Genomic DNA, 16014 nt, shown 5'->3' with positions numbered 1-16014 from the left:
CCGCACACCGCGGACGGCCGGAACAGCGACACCGCAGGAGACGGCCGGGGGGACGTCGTCTCCCCGGCCCTACCCTCCCGTTCCGGGAGTGCGCCATCACCACGTCACGGTCGACGGCGTCCGGTTGCACTACGCCGAGGCCGGCGACCCGGGCGCACCTCCGGTGCTGCTCGTCCATGGCTTCCCCCAGCACTGGTACACCTGGCGGCACCTCCTGCCGGGACTGGCCGGCGAGTACCGGCTGATCTGCCTGGACATGCCCGGCTTCGGCTGGTCGCAGGCGTCATCCGGCGGCTACGGCACGGACCGGCGGGCGGCGGACCTCGTCGCGGTGCTGGACGCGCTCGGGCTGGAGCGGGTGCGGCTGCTCGCCCATGACTGGGGCGCCTGGGCGGGGTTCCTCGCGTGCGCCCGGTCTCCCGAACGCTTCAGCCACTTCCTGGCGCTGAACATGGTCCACCCCTGGCCGACCCGCCGGAACACCCTCCGGCACGCCTGGCGCTTCTGGTACACCGTGCTGCTGGAGTGGCCACCGCTCGGCCGTCAGGTCCTGCGGCGCTGGCCCGCCTTCACCCGCTACTTGTTGCGGCGCGGGGTGGCCGACCGCGCGGCCTGGCGCGCGGGCGAGATCGAGGAGTTCGCCACCGCGGCCCGGCAACCGCACAGCGCGCGAGCCGGTGAGGGGATCCACCGCGCGTTCGTGGCGCACGACATCGCGGCCCTGCGCCGCAAGGAGTTCCATTCCCTGCGGCTGACGGTCCCGACCGTGATCCTGGCGGGAGAGCGCGACGTGGTCATCCCGCCGGGGCTGCTGGCGGGCGGTGAGCTCTTCGCCGACGCACTGGCCGTCGAGGTGCTCCCGGGGTGCGGGCACTGCCCGCAGCACGAGCGGCCCGAGCTGGTCGTGGCGGCGGCCAGGCGTTTGTTCGCGAGCTGAGTTGATGCGACGCTCTCCCGCAGACCGTGCGAAGGGGAGCCGATCCGATGGGCGATGCCCGATGAGCGACGACGCCGGCTGGCCGCAGGCCGGTCTGGATCCGCTGCGGCGTCTGAAGGTGGTCGCGGGGGCTTCGAAACACGCCTTTTACGTCGAGCGCCACTTCGACGCCGCCCCGGACCAGGTGTGGGCGGTGGCAGCCGACCTCGAGGGCGAACTGCCGCACCTCATCCCTGGGCTGCGCTCGTTCACCGCGGAACGGGCAGCGGACCGGCGGACTGCGGATCAGCGGACCGACGACGACCGACGGGCAGCCGACGACCGACCGTCCGACGACCGGCTGTCCTTCCGGGCGGTGAGCGTTCTGGGCCACCGGGAGCGGTTCGAGGTCGTGCTGCGGCCGGGCTGGTGTCTGATGCAGAGCCGGCTGCTGGCCGGTGGCATGGCCGCGGTGCCCGAGGGGACGGGCACCCGGTTCGCCTTCTTCAGCGCTTACCGCTCCCCGGCCGGCGCCGCCCTCCAGTGGCTGCGCCGGCCCGGGGCGCGGGCGCGCGGCGCCGCCCTGATGGCCGCACTGCAGGGGCGGATCGACGCACGGTCACTTCCCGGCGCCGCCCCAGGCGCCCCGGAATGACCTTCTGGCACGGAACAGCCGGGATCTGACGGTCCCCAGCGGTACCGCGAGCACCCGCGCCACTTCCTGCTCGTCCAGCCCCTCGACGTGACGGAGCATCAGGACGGCGCGGTGCTCGGGCGAGAGTCTGCGCAGCACATCCCCGATGTCCTGGGCGAGTTCCGGGTCGCCCGGCGCGGGCAGTTCTGACAGTTCCGCCGGCACCGTCCGCTGCCGCTGTCCGGCGAGGCGGACGGCTTCACGGACGGCGATCACCCGTACCCAGCCGAAGAGCGCCGCGGGCTCCTTCAACTGCCGGATGTGACGGAATACCGCGATCAGCGCCTCCTGCGCCGCGTCGTCCCCGTCCTCCAGGGCCACCGGGCCGCAGATCCGGCCGACGTACGGGGTGAGGACGGTGAGCAGTTCGTCCATCGCCAGCCGGTCGCCGCGCTGCGCGCCCGCCACCAGCAGGGCCAGTACAGCCGGATCCCGCTCCCCCGCACGGCTCTCGCCGGCTTCTTCCGCCACTGCGCCCCCATCGGCCGGGGCCGACTCTAACACCGGCTCCGGGCTGCCCTGCGAGGGCCGTTCCCGCGGTGTTCAGTGCCTCCGACGCACGTCAACCACCGTTCCGGCGGGCCGGGATCACGCCACCCGGGCTCACACGATTCCCGGGCCCGCGTCCGAACCCGACCGCGCTCCACGCCGGTGGACGGCCCAGCTCTGGATCTCCGCGGCCGAGACGGCCTCGATCGCCTCCACCAGCACCCGGCGGGCGTCGGCGTCCCGTTCGTCCTCCGGCAGCAGCCGGTACCGCTCGACGGCGGGGCGCAGCCGCGACCAGGACTCCGCGGCCAGCACGTAGCGCTCGGTGTGGTTGAAGACCTGGCGGAACCCGCCGATGAAGACGGCGATTCCCGCCACGGTCGCCGTGACGGCGGCGGGTGCCTGGATTCCGGCCGCGACCACAGTGGCGGAGCCCGCCGACAGCGCGCCCAGTTCGGTGGTCCAGTGCCATCTGCGGGCGCCGTCACGAGTGCGCGCGTACCAGTCCAAGTCCGTGAGGGCGTAGGCCAGTACGGGGTCGTCGGGAGCCGGTGGCGGGGCGGGAGTCCGTCTGCGTATCAACACTCGAACATGTTGCCCCGCGATCGGGGCAGGCGGAACGCATCAGGGAAGACCGTTGTCCGAAGTGGCACCCGGGAACCCCTCGCACCTGGGCTGCGTCCCTTTCAGTGCGGGGAGGGGAGTGGGTCGGCCCCGCGGAAGTGGTACGTCGAAAGGAAGGAACGCACCATGGGCATTCTCGCCTGGATCGTCCTCGGACTCATCGCCGGGGTCATCGCCAAGGTCCTGCTGCCCGGACGTGATCCCGGCGGCATCATCATCACCACGCTGATCGGTATCGCGGGCGCGTTCGTCGGTGGCTGGCTCTCCGCCCGCCTCCTCGACAAGCCCGTCGGGCACCAGTTCTTCGACCTGGCCACGTGGGGTGCGGCCATCGGTGGCTCGCTGGTCCTGCTGATCCTCTACCGGATCTTCTTCGGCGACTCGCGCGCACGCCGCTGACCTGCGCGGCACCCCAGCACCCGCAGCACTCGCCGCCCCCCGGCCGCCGTCAGCCCGTCTCCTCGCGGTAGGCGGCGGCCTCCTCCAGGTCCAGTCGGCGCAGCAGCGTCCGGAGCATCTCGTCATCGATGCGCCGGGCGTCGCGCAGTTCCACGAACACCTCGCGTTCGGCCCCGATCATCTGCCGGGCGAGCCGCCGGTAGGTGTCGTCCGCGGACTCCCCGGTGGTCTCGTTGACCGCTCCCAGCCGCTCCCACACGGCGTTGCGCCGCCGGTCCATGACGGTGCGCAGCCGGTCGGCGAGCGGCTGCGGCAGGTCGTTCCGCCCCTCGGCGAGCAGTTCGTTGAGCAGGCGTTCCGCGGCGGCCGAGGCCTCGCTCTGGGCCTGCGCCTCGGCGAGCGTCTCGGCGCGTACGTCGGGGGACGGGATCTTCAGCCAGCGGATCAGCGGCGGCAGGGTGAGGCCCTGCACGACGAGGGTGGCGATCACGGTGGTGAACGTCAGGAAGAGCACCAGGTTGCGGGCAGGGAAGGCCTCGCCGTTGTCCATCGTCAGCGGGATCGAGAAGGCGATGGCGAGCGAGACGACGCCGCGCATCCCGGCCCAGCCGACGATGACGGGCCCGGTCCAGTTCGTGTCCGGTTCGCGCTCCCGGATGCGGGACGAGAGCTTGCGAGGCAGGAACGTCGCGGGGAAGACCCAGGCGAAGCGGGCGGCCACCACGACGACGAAGACCGCGAACGCGTACCAGATGGCCTCCCCCACCCCGTATTCGCCGAGCCCCCCGAGCACCACGCGCAACTGCAGCCCGATGAGGGCGAAGACCGTCGACTCCAGGATGAAGCCGACCATCTTCCACACCGCCGCCTCCTGGAGCCTGGTCGCGAAGTCGACCTGCCAGGAGCGGTGTCCCAGGTAGAGCCCGACGACCACGACGGCGAGCACCCCCGAAGCCCCGACGCGTTCGGCCGCCGCGTAGGCCACGAACGGGATGAGCAGCGACAGGGTGTTCTGGAGCAGTGGCTCCTTCAGATGGGTGCGCAGCCAGTGCAGCGGCACCATGAGGATGAGGCCGACGACGACACCGCCGGCCGCGGCGACGCCGAATTCCCTGATGCCCTCGCCCCAGGTGGCTCCCTCCCCCACGACGGCGGCCAGGGCGACCTTGTACGCGGTGATCGCGGTCGCGTCGTTCACCAGTGACTCGCCCTGCAGGATCGTGGTGATCCGGTTGGGCAGCTTGAGGCGCCGCGCGATGGCGGTGGCGGCGACCGCGTCGGGCGGGGCGATCACGGCGCCCAGCACCAGGGCGGCGGTCAGCGGCAGGTCGGGCACCACCAGATAGGCGACGTATCCGACGGCGATCGTCGCGAACAGCACATAGCCGACGGAGAGCAGCGCGACCGGCCGCGCGTTGGCCCGCAGATCGAGGTAGGAGCTGTCGAGGGCGGCCGTGTGCAGGAGCGGCGGCAGCAGCAGCGGCAGCACGATCTCCGGGTCGAGGGTGTAGTCGGGGATGCCCGGCACATAGGACGCGAGCAGCCCGGCGGCGACCAGCAGCAGCGGCGCGGGCACGGGCGTGCGGCGGGCCGCGGCCGCGATCACCGCACTGCACGCGATCAACATCAGCAGTGGCATGGCATCCATCAGCTTCGGCCCGTTCCCATCTCGTTCGCGTTCTTCGAATGCTCTTCACTCGCTCTAACCTGGCAATCATGAGCGAGTGCCCGCATGTTCCCGACCTGCCGCGCCTCGAGCCGGCTCCGCTGAGCGACACCTGCCTGGAGTGCCTGGCCGTGGGCAGCCATCCGGTGCAGCTCAGGCTATGTCTCGTCTGTGGCCATGTCGGCTGCTGCGACTCGTCGCCGTACCGGCATGCCACGGGGCATTTCGAGGAGACCGGGCATCCGGTGATGCGGAGCTTCGAGCCGGGCGAGAGCTGGAGCTGGTGCTTCGTCGATCTGCACCTGGTCTGATTCCCGGCATCCAGCGGCAGCGGCAGGGACCCGGGCCCGCTGTCCGGGCTGGTTCTCCGGGCCCGCACTCCCGGACCGTTCTCCGAGCCCGTTCTCCGGGCCCGTTCTCCGAGCCTGTTCTCCGGGCCCGTTCTCCGAGCCTGTTCTCCGGGCCCGTTCTCCGAGCCTGTTCTCCGGGCCCGTTCTCCGAGCCTGTTCTCCGGGCTCGTCCGGCGCTGTGGGCGGTGCGCCCTGGGACAGCAGCAGGCCCGGCAGGTTCGCACGGGGGTGGCGGCCTGCCGGGCCTGTGGAACAACGGTAGCGAGGCGACACGCGTAATTTCGACGTCTGGCCCGTAACCCGTGCTGCGGATACACGTCACGGCGCAGGCACGCATTAATCCCGCGGATCGCGCGCCGAAATGTACTCGCCAACCGGTTGGCCGAATCCTGCCGGTGACATTCGGGGTCTGTCAACGAGTGGAGCCATCGACGGCGTCCTGCCCCACGCGGCACACAAGCCGCGCACTGCAACGGATTCCGTACCGATGGAGAGGAACTCCATGTCGAAACTCCACTTCGGCCGGGGCGTACTGGGCCTGACGGCCGCGCTCGCGGCGGGCGCGACCCTGTTGGCCGGGCCCGCGACCGCCGCCACGGCCGCGCCCTCCCCCGCACCGCACTCGGCGCCGGGGCTCCATACCGGGCATGCCGCCACCCAGGCCGCCCTCGACGGCACCGTCGCGGCGGGCGCTCCCGGTGTACAGGCTCAGGCGCAGGTGGGCGGGGACACCTGGTTCGGTGCTGCGGGCACCGCGGATCTGTCGTCCGGGCGTCCGTTCCGCCCCGGTGACGAGTTCCGGATCGGCAGCATCACCAAATCGTTCGTCGCGACGGTGCTGCTGCAGCTGGAAGCCGAGAAGAAGCTGAGCCTGGACGACACGATGGACCGGCTGCTGCCGGGCGTGGTCCAGGGGAACGGCAACGACGGCCGGCACATCACGCTCCGTCAGGTGCTCAACCACACCAGCGGTCTCTTCAACTACACGGAAGACTCCGCGGTCCGGACCCGGATGGGCGGTCAGGGATTCCTCGACCACCGCTATGAGACATACCGGCCGCAGCAGATCGTCGCGATCGCCCTCGCCCATCCGCCGAACTTCGCACCGGGCACGTCCTGGAGCTACTCCAACACCAACTACATAGTCGCCGGCATGGTGGTGCAGAAGGTGACCGGCCATTCCTACGCCCAGGAGATCGAACGGCGGATCCTGCGGCCGCTGGGACTGCGCTCGACCAGCGTTCCCGGCACCTCGCCCACGATTCCCGGACGCCACGGCCGCGCCTACTCCGTGCTCTTCGCCCAGACACCCGACCGGCTCTACGACGTCACCGAGTTCAATCCGTCGCTGGCCGGCTCTGCGGGCGAGATGATCTCCACGACCGCGGACCTGAACCGCTTCTTCAGCGCTCTTCTGCGCGGCCGGCTGCTCCCCGCCCACCAGCTCGACGAGATGCTCACCACGGTGTCGACCGGCCCGGACACCCCCGATCTCCGGTACGGCCTGGCCATGATGTCCGTACGGCTGCCCTGCGGGGTGACCGTCTGGGGCCATGACGGCGGGATCTTCGGTTCCTCCTCGTCCGCAGCCACCACCCGCGACGGGCGGCACAGCCTGTCCTCCAACGTCAACGCGGACTGGGTCGAGAGCCCGGTCGCTCCCGTGGTGCCGGAGTTCTGCCCGTCCTCTTCCGCCACCTCCCCGACCACCGCATCACCCGCCACCGCTTTCCGGACCACCCTCGCCCGGACCACGGGCTTCTGACGGCACACCGGTCCTGGTCCCGGTCACGCGACGGCGTGACCGGGACCGGGACCGGGACCGGGACCGGGACCGGGTTCGGGACCGGGCCGTTCAGGCGCGCCGGGGTGGGCGCGGGCTCCGGCTGCGACCTGCGGATTCCGCCCCTAGGCTCGGTCCATGGACACGCCTGCGGCCCACCCAGGACGGCTCGGCTCCGTAGTCATGGACGGTGAGCTCCCGCGCCGCGAAGACCTCGGCATCGTCTTCGACGAGCTCGACCACCAGATGGCCACCCAGGCGTATCTGTGGGCGCTGCCCCTGGTCTCGTACGCGCAGTGGCAGCGGGTGCACACCGACGAGTTCGGGGCGGGACCCAGCGATCTGGTCCACTACGAGAGCTATCGCGACCGGCTGGGCCTGCTGACCGCCAACGCCACCACTCCCTACGTCCTCGGCTTCATCGACCTCGGCATCACCGGACCGCTCGTGGTGGACCTGCCGGCCGGGCCCACGGCGGGCGGCGTGTCCGACTTCTGGCAGCGCGAGATCGGCGCGATGGGTGAGATGGGCCCCGACCAGGGCGAGGGCGGGCGCTATCTCATCGTCCCCCCGGGCCAGGAGGTGCCCGACGACGCCGACGGCTACCACGTCCTCACCGCGACGGGCATGAACGTGATGTTCGGCTTCCGCACCCTGGGGACCGACGCCGCGCAGGCCCAGCAGCTGGTGGACGCCGTAGGGCTCTACCCCTACGCGCACCGCGACGCGCCCCCGCCGACCAGAGTGCTATCGCCTGCCGGCCGGACGTGGTCCGGTGTCCAGCCGAGGGGGCTGGAGTACTGGGAGCGGCTGCACGAGATCTACCAGTCCGAGATCGTCGACGAACGCGACCGCTTCTTCCTCGCCATGCTCCGGCAGCTGGGCATCGAGCAGGACAAGCTCTTCACCCCGGACGAGCGGATGACACGCATTCTCACCGAGGCTTCGGCGGCCGGCGAGCTGATGGCGCAGGCGAACGCGTTCGCCAAGCGGTTCCCCGGCTCCCTCCATTGGCCCGACCGGCAGTGGGACCTCGTCCTCATGCTCGACCGCTCCGACCAACGCGCCGCCGGCTACGACCAGCTGCTGGAGCGGACGGCCTGGTTCTACGAGGCGGTCAGCTTCTCCGCGGCCATGAAGAGCCGGACCCCTGGGCTCGGCCAGGCCTACCTGGGCACCTACACCGACGCGAACGGCCGCTGGCTCGACGGCGCCCGCCGGTACACCCTCCGCGTGCCCGCCGACCCGCCCGCGAAGCTGTTCTGGTCGGCGACGGTCTACTCCGCCGACACCCGCTGTCTGATCGACAACCCACAGGAGCGCGGCGACCGCGGATCGCGCGACCCCGAGCTCGAGTACAACGAGGACGGATCGGTCGACCTGCACTTCGGACCGGAGGCCTCGGCCGGCCGCGAATCCAACTGGGTACAGACCGTCCCCGGCCGCCACTGGTTCTGCTACTTCCGCCTCTACGGCCCCCTGGAGCCGTACTTCGACCACACCTGGAAGCTCAACGACATCCGCGCCGATTGAGATCTCCGACCGGCATCCCTGGCTGAGGCCCATCAGGGCGTCAGAAGGAGGAGCTGGTCGTCAGGTAAGACCGGTAACTGATGACGGCGGGGATGGGCACATTGAGCTTCCCGGCCGTCGTGGTCAGGGTCTCCTCCTGCCCGAGCACCTGGCCGGTGCCGGCGCTGACGATGAAGGTGTATCGGCATCAGCCCGGATCATTACGGCCCGACCGGGCCGTGGTCGACGTCAGCCCTCGTCGACCTCGTCCGCGGTGTCCGGCCCACGGAACTCCGCCAGCGACTCGGTGAGCCACTCGATCCAGAACGTCTCCAGCCCGATCCCCGCGCGCAGCACCAGATGCCGCAATCGGTCCTCGCCGCTGGGGTCCCCGGCGGCGAAGTCACGTTCCTCGATCGCGGTGTACTCGGCCAACTGCCGCCGGTGGTCCGCGAGATGACGTTCCAGCTCGGGTTCGAGGCCGTCCCGGCCGACGACCGCCGCCGCGCGCAGGCGCAGCAGCAGGGCGTCGCGGATCGGCTTGGGATCCTGGCTGGTGGCCACCCAGGTGGTCAGTTCCGCACGGCCCGCGGGCAGCACCTCGTACTCGCGCTTCTGGCCACGCGACGGCGACTGGGCGAGTGCGTGAATGAGGCCGCCCTGCTCCAGCTTTCCCAGCTCGCGGTAGATCTGCTGGTGGGTGGCCGACCAGAAGAAGCCGATCGAGCGGTCGAACCGACGCGTCAGCTCCAGCCCCGAGGACGGCTTCTCCAGCAGAGCGGTGAGGATGGCGTGCGGCAGCGACATGGTCTTACGGCGCCTCTCTGGGACCCGGTCGTCCGGCCGGGGCATCCCGGCCGGACGATGGACGTACTGGGAGGCATCCTAGGATCGGCGCCGCCGGCGCGCCGTCAGAGCGCCGCCGCCAGCTCGGTGCCCTGGCGGATCGCGCGCTTCGCGTCGAGTTCGGCGGCGACGTCGGCGCCGCCGATGAGGTGCGCCGAGTGCCCCGCCTCGCGCAGCGCCTCGTACAGGTCTCGGCGCGGCTCCTGGCCGGTGCAGAGCACGACGGTGTCGACGCCGAGGACCTCGCTCCTGCCGTCGACCGTCACATGGAGGCCGGCGTCGTCGATGCTGTGGTAGGTGGCGCCGGCGACCATCGTGACGCCGCGGTGCCGCAGTTCGGTGCGGTGGATCCAGCCGGTGGTCTTGCCCAGCCCCGCGCCGACCTTGCTCTCCTTGCGCTGCAACAGGTGCAGGCTGCGCGGCGAGGTGGCCCGCTCGGGCTTGCGCACTCCGCCCCGCGTCTCGTAGCCGGGGTCGATCCCCCACTGGCGGAAGAACGCCTCGGGGTCGAGGCTCGCCGCGTCGCCGCCGTCGCTGAGGAACTCCGCCACGTCGAAGCCGATACCGCCGGCGCCGAGGATCGCGACGGACTGCCCGACGTGGGCCCCGTCGCGCAGCACGTCCAGGTAGCTGAGGACGCTGGGGTGGCCGACTCCCTCGATGTCCGGGGTGCGGGGGACGACGCCGGTGGCGAGCACGATCTCGTCGAACCCTTCGGCGGTGAGGGTGTCGACGGTGACGGTGGTCTTCAGCCGGACGTCGACGCCGTGGAGCTCCAGCTGCTCGCGGTAGTAGCGCAGCGTCTCGTTGAACTCCTCCTTGCCCGGGACCTTGCGGGCGATGTTGAGCTGTCCGCCGATCTCGGTCGCGCCGTCGAAGAGGGTGACCGCGTGCCCGCGTTCGGCGGCCGAGACCGCGAAGGCGAGTCCGGCCGGCCCCGCGCCGACCACCCCGACGCTCTTGCGGCGCCTGGTCGGCTGCAGGATCAGCTCGGTCTCGTTGCAGGCGCGGGGGTTGACCAGGCAGGACGTGATCTTCCCGCTGAACGTGTGGTCCAGGCAGGCCTGGTTGCACCCGATGCAGGTGTTGATGGTGGCCGACTGCCCGCGCCGGGCCTTGGCGACGAAGTCGGGGTCGGCCAGCAGCGGGCGGGCCAGCGACACCATGTCCGCGCAGCCTTCGGCGAGCAACTGCTCTGCCAGTTCAGGGGTGTTGATCCGGTTGCTGGTCACCAGGGGGATGCCCACGGAGCCCATGACCTTCTTCGTCACCCAGGTGAAGGCGCCGCGCGGGACGGAGGTCGCGATCGTCGGGATACGTGCTTCGTGCCAACCGATGCCGGTGTTGATGATGGTCGCGCCGGCCGCCTCGATCTCCTGGGCGAGAGTGATCACTTCCGCGAGGGTGGATCCGCCCGGTATGAGGTCGAGCATCGAGAGCCGGTAGATGAGGATGAAGTCCGGGCCGACCCGCTCGCGGACCCGGCGCACGATCTCGACCGGGAAGCGGATCCGGTTCCGGTACTCGCCGCCCCAGCGGTCCTGCCGCTGGTTGGTGGGTGCCGCGATGAACTCGTTGAGCAGATATCCCTCGGACCCCATGATCTCGACGCCGTCGTAGCCGGCGAGCTGCGCGAGCGCGGCCGCCCGTACGAAGTCCTCGACGGTCTGCTCGACCTCGTCCTCGGTCAGCGCGTGGGGGGTGAAGCCGCTGATGGGCGCCTGGAGGGCGCTGGGCGCGACGAGATCGGCATGGTGCGCGTACCGGCCGAAGTGCAGGATCTGCATCGCGATCTTCGCGCCCTCGCGGTGCACGGCCGCGGTCACCGCGGTGTGCTGCTCCGCCTCGGCCTCCGTCGTCAGCTTCGCACCGCCCTCGTACGGGCGCCCCGCGTCGTTGGGGGCGATCCCGCCGGTGACCATGAGGCCGACGCCGCCACGGGCGCGGGTGGCGTAGAACTCGGCCATCCGCTCGAAGCCGCGGGGCGCCTCCTCCAGACCGACGTGCATCGAACCCATCAGCACCCGGTTGGGCAGGGTGGTGAAGCCCAGGTCCAGCGGGCTCAGCAGGTGGGGGTAGTCGCTCATCAGGGGGCCTCCTCGCGCGAACTCTTAGCGCAAGTTCTAGACGAGTCGAGCCGATTATGCAACAAGTTGCATAGGGGGGCGGCCACCGACAGTCCCTAGGCGGGAGCATCCTCCGTCCGCTCCGGCAGCGCGGCGCGGGCCTGCCGGACCAGGGCGCGGGCCGCCGGGCCCGACGGCCCCTCCGCGCGCCAGGCGAGGGCGAGGCGCCCGCGCAGCTTCGGCCGGACCAGGTTCACCGCGTGCAGTTCACCCGGGTAGGAACGGGCGAGCGACTCGGGCAGGATCGCCACGCCCAGCCCCCGGATGGCGAACTGCGCGAGGACGGTGGGATCCGCCGCCTCGAACGCGATCCGCGGCCGGAAGCCCGCCGCCGCACAGGCGAGGTCGACCACGGTGCGCAGCCCGGTGCCGCGCGGCAGGCACATCAGGGGACGGCCGGCGAGGGCGTCGAGCGTGATCGAGGTCCGGGCGGCCAGCGGATCGCCGGGGGCGACGGCGACGACGAACGGCTCGTCGACGACGACCTGCACCCCGATCCCCGGCGGGAGCTCGCCCGCCAGGCTGACGACCGCAACGTCCAGCCGCCCGGTGAGCAGCGCCTGGAGCAGGTTGTCCGAGGTGTCCTCGATGAGGCCGATCTCCACCGCGGGGTGGCTGTGATGGAAGTCGGCCAGCAGCCCGGCCAGGTCGACGGCCTGCCCGAGCGAGGTCACGGTGCCGACCGCGACATGCCCGCGGACCAGGCCGGCCAGTTCTTCGACGGCCTGCCGGGCGCCGGCGACGGCGGCGAGCGCCGCCCGCGCGTACGGCAGCACCGCGGCGCCCACGTCGGTGGGCCGGACCGTGCGGCCGGAACGGTCCAGCAGGTCCTGTCCCAACTCCCGTTCCAACTGCCGGATCTGGGCGCTCACCCCGGGCTGCGCCACATGGAGCTTGGCCGCGGCCTTGGTGAAACTCGCCTCTTCGGTGACCGTCACGAGGTATTCCAGCTGGCGCAGTTCCATAACCCGGAACGCTAGCAGTAGCACCGTCCAGACTCATGGCTTATGGACTCCTCCGACAAGAAGATACGTCTGGACAAAAATATTTGTCGGTGAGAGCCTGGAGCCATGTTGGACGTGACAGTGATCGAGGACCCGGCAGCCGCCGAGGTCTCGCTTGCGCCGATAAGGGCCCGGCTCCTCGCCGAGCTGATGGAGCCCGCCTCGGCGACCATGCTTGCGGCCCGGGTCGGCCTGCCCCGGCAGAAGGTGAACTACCACCTCAAGGCGCTGGAGCGGCACGGCCTGATCGAGCTGGTCGATGAGCGCAGGAAGGGCAATGTGACCGAGCGGATGATGCGCGCGACGGCGGCGTCGTACGTGATCTCGCCGCTCGCGCTGGCCGCGGTGCAGCCCGATCCGGCCCGCTCCCGTGACCAGTTCTCCGCCCGCTGGCTGCTCGCGGTCGCCGCGCGCCTGGTGCGTGACGTCGGCACGCTGCTCACGGGCGCGGCCAAGGCTCGCCGGCCGCTCGCGACCTTCGCGCTGGACGGCGAGGTGCGCTTCGCCTCCGCCGCCGACCGGGCGGCGTTCATCGAGGAACTGGCGGCCGGAGTCGGCGCGCTGGTTCTGAAGTATCACGACGCGTCGGCGGAGGGCGGCCGGGACCACCGTGTGGTCGTCGCCGTCCACCCGACCGTCAAGATGCCGGCGGTCGGCCCGGCCGAGTCGCTGCCCGCCGCGGACGAACGCACCACGGCCGCATCCCCCACCGACAAGCCCGTATAGCCCGCATAACCCGTACAAGGAGTCACCATGTCCAAGGAATTCGAGATCATCCGGGAGTTCGAGGTCCAGGCGACCCCCGAGCAGGTCTGGGAAGCGCTCACCGAAGGTACGGCCGGCTGGCTGTGGCCGATGGAGTACGAGCACCGCGAGGGCGGCGCGGCCCCGTTCGGCGGCACCGTGACCGCCTGGGATCCGCCGCACCGGCTCACCGGCCGGGTGGAGAGCCCGGAGGGCGTGGAGAACCAGACGTTCAATCAGCTGGACCACGTCATCGAACCGCGTGAGGGCGGCCGCGCCTGGGTGCGCTATGTGCACAGCGGCATCTTCGTCGACGACTGGGACAACCAGTACGACGGCGCCAGCAAGCACACGGACTTCTATCTGCACACGCTGCGGCAGTACCTCGAGCACTTCCCCGGACTGACCCCGGTCTACGCCGCGGTCGAGGGCCCGACGGCGTCCGGTGCGCCGGACGCGTTCACCGTGCTCGGCAGGGCGCTGGGGCTGCCCGACGACGCGGCGGCTGGCACCGCGGTACGGGTCGGGCTGCCCGGCCCCGACGCGGTCGACGCCGTGATCGACTACCGCAACCAGTACTTCATCGGCCTGCGCACCGCCGATTCGCTCTACCGCTTCTTCGGCAGGAACGCCTTCGGCGGAACGGTCGGTGTCGTGGTGCACCGGTTCGGCACCGGCCATGACGCCGACGCCGAACCGGGCGTGAAGGGGACCGAAGCCACCTGGCAGAACTGGATCGACGGAGTGTTCGCCTGACGGCCTCCGGTGAACGCGCCGGAATGAGCCGCCAGCCGCCCTCAGGACCCGTAGACCTGGAACCGGGATGAGCCGTCAGCCGGCCCTCAGGACCCGTAGACCTGGAATTCGGCGACCTGCCCGGCCGGCCACCCCGTGTTGGCGGTGAAGCTGAGCCGCAGATAGCGGACGGTCGCGGTGGCCGCGAAGGTGATGGTGGCCTTGTTGCCGGTGGCCGGGTCGAAGGTGTAGCCCGCCGGGCCGGCCACCGTGGCGAAGTTCGAACCGTCGGTGCTGCCCAGGACGGAGAGCGTCTGGGTCCTGGCTCCCCAGGCGGTGGCCGGCGGCACGGACAGAACGACGCGCTTGGCGCCGGTCGCGGCACCGAGATCGACCTGGAGCCACTGCGGGAACGCGTTGTTGGCGCTCTCCCAGTAGCTGTTGGCGTCACCGTCGACGGCGTTGCCCGAACCGTAGCCCTGCGTGTGGCTGCTCTCCGACGTCGGCCGGTGCAGCGCCAGGTTGGTGTCGACGGGAGGGGGCCCGCCGCTGGTGACCGGGGCGGTCGGGCGGACCGGGGTCAGCGCGAGCTGCCCCTTGAGCATTCTGCCGCCGTCGGCCGTGAGCCGCAGATAGTAGTCCGCCGAGCAGGCCGTCCCGTCCTCGTCCAGCCCCAGCAGGCCGGAGCCGACCGGGACGGTCGCCGACGTCTCGGCCGTCTTGGCGATCTGGTTGCCCTCGTTGTACTCGTCGAACATCGAAATGTAGATGCCCTGGGCGCCCGCCCGGACCACGTTGTAGAACTGCCGCCACATGAAGTCGCCGTGCGCCCGCTGCCGTCCGCCGACGTCGCCGGGGAGCACGCACGGTTGGTAGTCGATGCCGTGGGCGTTGCAGTCGGCCTGGTCGGGCACGGTGCACAGGTCGTAGAAGTGGTCGGAGTCGCCCGCGTTGCCGATCCGGCCCACCATCCACGGGGAGAGCATGTGGAAGGCGCGGTAGACGTCGAGGTACCCGGGCTTTGAGTCGTTGACCCCGGTCCGCCAGTACGTCGGGACGCCGCCCATGACGTAACAGCCCTGGCTCTTGAACCAGTTGACGACGTCGAGGCAGGCCGCCGGGGACCAGGGGTGGTTGTCGTCGGCGAAGCCGAAGCCCCAGATGCCCACGACCGGCTTGCCGTTCTGCCGCGCGTACGCGGCGGAGGACGTCAGCGCCGACATCTTGGCGGTCCAGTCGGCCTTGATCTCCGGCTGCATGTTCGCCCAGCCGCTGACGTCGTACATCACGTAGAACTTGCGGTCGTTGGCCTCCGCGGCAGCCCTGACCTTGACGGCCATCGCGTCGCGGGTGGCGCCCTCGCCGCCGTTCGGGTTGAACCGCTGCAGGGCCGCGGTGTCACAGCCGTTCTGCCGCATCGACAGGAAGTGGGCGTTGACCGTCTGCTGGTCGTAGGAGGAGAAGAGCGTCGCGGGCTGCCCGTTGCCGAGGTTGCCGTAGGCGGTCCGGTAGGCGCCCGTGTAGTCCCGCATGTCGGGCCATGCCCTGATCGCGTTGTTGGACGGGGACGGCGGCTGGGACCAGTTCTGGCTCCAGTGCCACCAGCCGTTGATGGGCGCTCCGTCACCGGGGGCGGCGAACCAGCCCTGATAGCCGACGGTGATCTTCCCGACCACGTCTCCTGGAGGGCTCGCGGCAACGGCCGCCGCCCCGAGCGTCCCGGTGGCCGGCAGGGCGCCGAGGGCGACTCCCGCCGTCACCGATCCGATGAACACCCGGCGTGAGATCCCCATGTGGACTCCTCCCGTTGTGCACGGTTGCGCGCCGTTGACCGGTCAGCGGCAGATCGTAGCCACGGCGAAACACTGCCGCAATAGAGCACGCAGGATGAGCAATATATGTGAAGAGATCTGCAAATTAGGCCCACTTGCAGCTCGCAACGGGTGGAGTGCAGCATTCCGTCCAGCGTTTACCCCTCGACCGCCCCACCGGTCCCTGCCGGACCACTCGGTTCCGGACACCCACAAGCCGATCTTGCGGGGGCGTAGACGTGGCTGTAGCACGTCTGTAACACTCTGCTAACCCAACGCAAATTCATTGCAGAGTGATGTTCATTCCTTACCATT

Annotated in this window: 15 protein-coding genes; 8 read left to right on the top strand and 7 right to left on the bottom strand. The window is 70.7% G+C overall.

Annotation, left to right across the window (positions count from 1 at the left end; all coding sequences use genetic code 11):
- Window positions 1–88 precede the first annotated feature (88 nt).
- A complete protein-coding gene (locus O3W51_RS14015) occupies window positions 89–937 on the top strand; it encodes an alpha/beta fold hydrolase (RefSeq protein WP_187145132.1) in 849 nt (282 codons plus the stop codon).
- 61 nt (window positions 938–998) lie between these two features.
- The gene (locus O3W51_RS14010) at window positions 999–1571 is read left to right on the top strand and encodes an SRPBCC family protein (RefSeq protein WP_269285987.1); all 573 of its coding nucleotides are present in this window, start codon (window positions 999–1001) and stop codon (window positions 1569–1571) included.
- Here the strand turns inward: O3W51_RS14010 and O3W51_RS14005 are convergent.
- Window positions 1536–2081, bottom strand: a complete 546-nt coding sequence (locus tag O3W51_RS14005) for an RNA polymerase sigma factor (RefSeq protein ID WP_381585730.1) — start codon at window positions 2079–2081, stop codon at window positions 1536–1538. The genes O3W51_RS14010 and O3W51_RS14005 overlap by 36 nt on opposite strands.
- 132 nt (window positions 2082–2213) lie before the next feature.
- Window positions 2214–2684 (bottom strand): SLATT domain-containing protein, encoded by a 471-nt coding sequence (locus O3W51_RS14000; protein WP_244809593.1) that lies wholly within the window; start codon window positions 2682–2684, stop codon window positions 2214–2216.
- Window positions 2685–2849: 165 nt separating this feature from the next.
- Between O3W51_RS14000 and O3W51_RS13995 the strand changes: the two genes are divergently transcribed.
- Entirely contained in the window at window positions 2850–3122 is a 273-nt protein-coding gene (locus O3W51_RS13995; RefSeq protein WP_138354225.1) for a GlsB/YeaQ/YmgE family stress response membrane protein, read from the top strand.
- Between the two features lie 49 nt (window positions 3123–3171).
- Here the strand turns inward: O3W51_RS13995 and O3W51_RS13990 are convergent, their stop codons facing one another.
- Complete coding sequence (locus O3W51_RS13990; protein WP_164293468.1) at window positions 3172–4770, bottom strand: Na+/H+ antiporter; 1599 nt, start codon at window positions 4768–4770, stop codon at window positions 3172–3174.
- Between the two features lie 68 nt (window positions 4771–4838).
- Here O3W51_RS13990 and O3W51_RS13985 point away from each other — a divergent pair, with 68 nt between their 5' ends.
- The 3 genes from O3W51_RS13985 (at window position 4839) to O3W51_RS13975 (ending at window position 8454) form a co-directional block, all read left to right on the top strand.
- Window positions 4839–5099, top strand: a complete 261-nt coding sequence (locus tag O3W51_RS13985) for a UBP-type zinc finger domain-containing protein (RefSeq protein ID WP_138354227.1) — start codon at window positions 4839–4841, stop codon at window positions 5097–5099.
- Window positions 5100–5640: 541 nt separating this feature from the next.
- On the top strand, window positions 5641–6903 hold the full coding sequence (locus tag O3W51_RS13980; protein WP_187145131.1) for a serine hydrolase domain-containing protein: 1263 nt from the start codon (window positions 5641–5643) through the stop codon (window positions 6901–6903).
- A gap of 156 nt (window positions 6904–7059) precedes the next feature.
- The gene (locus O3W51_RS13975; RefSeq protein WP_269285981.1) at window positions 7060–8454 is read left to right on the top strand and encodes a DUF1254 domain-containing protein; all 1395 of its coding nucleotides are present in this window, start codon (window positions 7060–7062) and stop codon (window positions 8452–8454) included.
- A 228-nt stretch (window positions 8455–8682) separates the two neighbouring features.
- Here O3W51_RS13975 and O3W51_RS13970 read toward each other — a convergent pair whose 3' ends face one another.
- The 3 genes from O3W51_RS13970 to O3W51_RS13960 form a co-directional block, all read right to left on the bottom strand.
- Window positions 8683–9240, bottom strand: a complete 558-nt coding sequence (locus tag O3W51_RS13970) for a PadR family transcriptional regulator (RefSeq protein ID WP_138354230.1) — start codon at window positions 9238–9240, stop codon at window positions 8683–8685.
- Window positions 9241–9344: 104 nt separating this feature from the next.
- Window positions 9345–11366: an NADPH-dependent 2,4-dienoyl-CoA reductase gene (locus O3W51_RS13965; protein ID WP_269285978.1), complete on the bottom strand. Its 2022-nt coding sequence runs from the start codon at window positions 11364–11366 to the stop codon at window positions 9345–9347.
- Between the two features lie 95 nt (window positions 11367–11461).
- Window positions 11462–12370, bottom strand: coding sequence for a LysR family transcriptional regulator (locus O3W51_RS13960; RefSeq protein ID WP_138354232.1), 909 nt, complete (start codon window positions 12368–12370; stop codon window positions 11462–11464).
- A 105-nt stretch (window positions 12371–12475) separates the two neighbouring features.
- Here O3W51_RS13960 and O3W51_RS13955 point away from each other — a divergent pair, with 105 nt between their 5' ends.
- Together O3W51_RS13955 and O3W51_RS13950 are read left to right on the top strand one after the other, a co-directional pair.
- Window positions 12476–13135 carry an ArsR/SmtB family transcription factor gene (locus O3W51_RS13955; protein WP_138354233.1) on the top strand — a complete coding sequence of 220 codons (660 nt, stop codon included), beginning with the start codon at window positions 12476–12478 and terminating at the stop codon, window positions 13133–13135.
- A 27-nt stretch (window positions 13136–13162) separates the two neighbouring features.
- Window positions 13163–13909 carry an SRPBCC family protein gene (locus O3W51_RS13950; RefSeq protein ID WP_138354234.1) on the top strand — a complete coding sequence of 249 codons (747 nt, stop codon included), beginning with the start codon at window positions 13163–13165 and terminating at the stop codon, window positions 13907–13909.
- Between the two features lie 86 nt (window positions 13910–13995).
- Here O3W51_RS13950 and O3W51_RS13945 read toward each other — a convergent pair whose 3' ends face one another.
- On the bottom strand, window positions 13996–15681 hold the full coding sequence (locus O3W51_RS13945; RefSeq protein ID WP_138354235.1) for a discoidin domain-containing protein: 1686 nt from the start codon (window positions 15679–15681) through the stop codon (window positions 13996–13998).
- Between the last annotated feature and the right edge of the window lie 333 nt (window positions 15682–16014).

It is taken from the genome of Streptomyces sp. H39-C1, from assembly GCF_027158125.1.
Lineage (GTDB): Bacteria > Actinomycetota > Actinomycetes > Streptomycetales > Streptomycetaceae > Actinacidiphila > Actinacidiphila fildesensis.
This window is presented reverse-complemented; position numbering and strand designations above follow the sequence as displayed.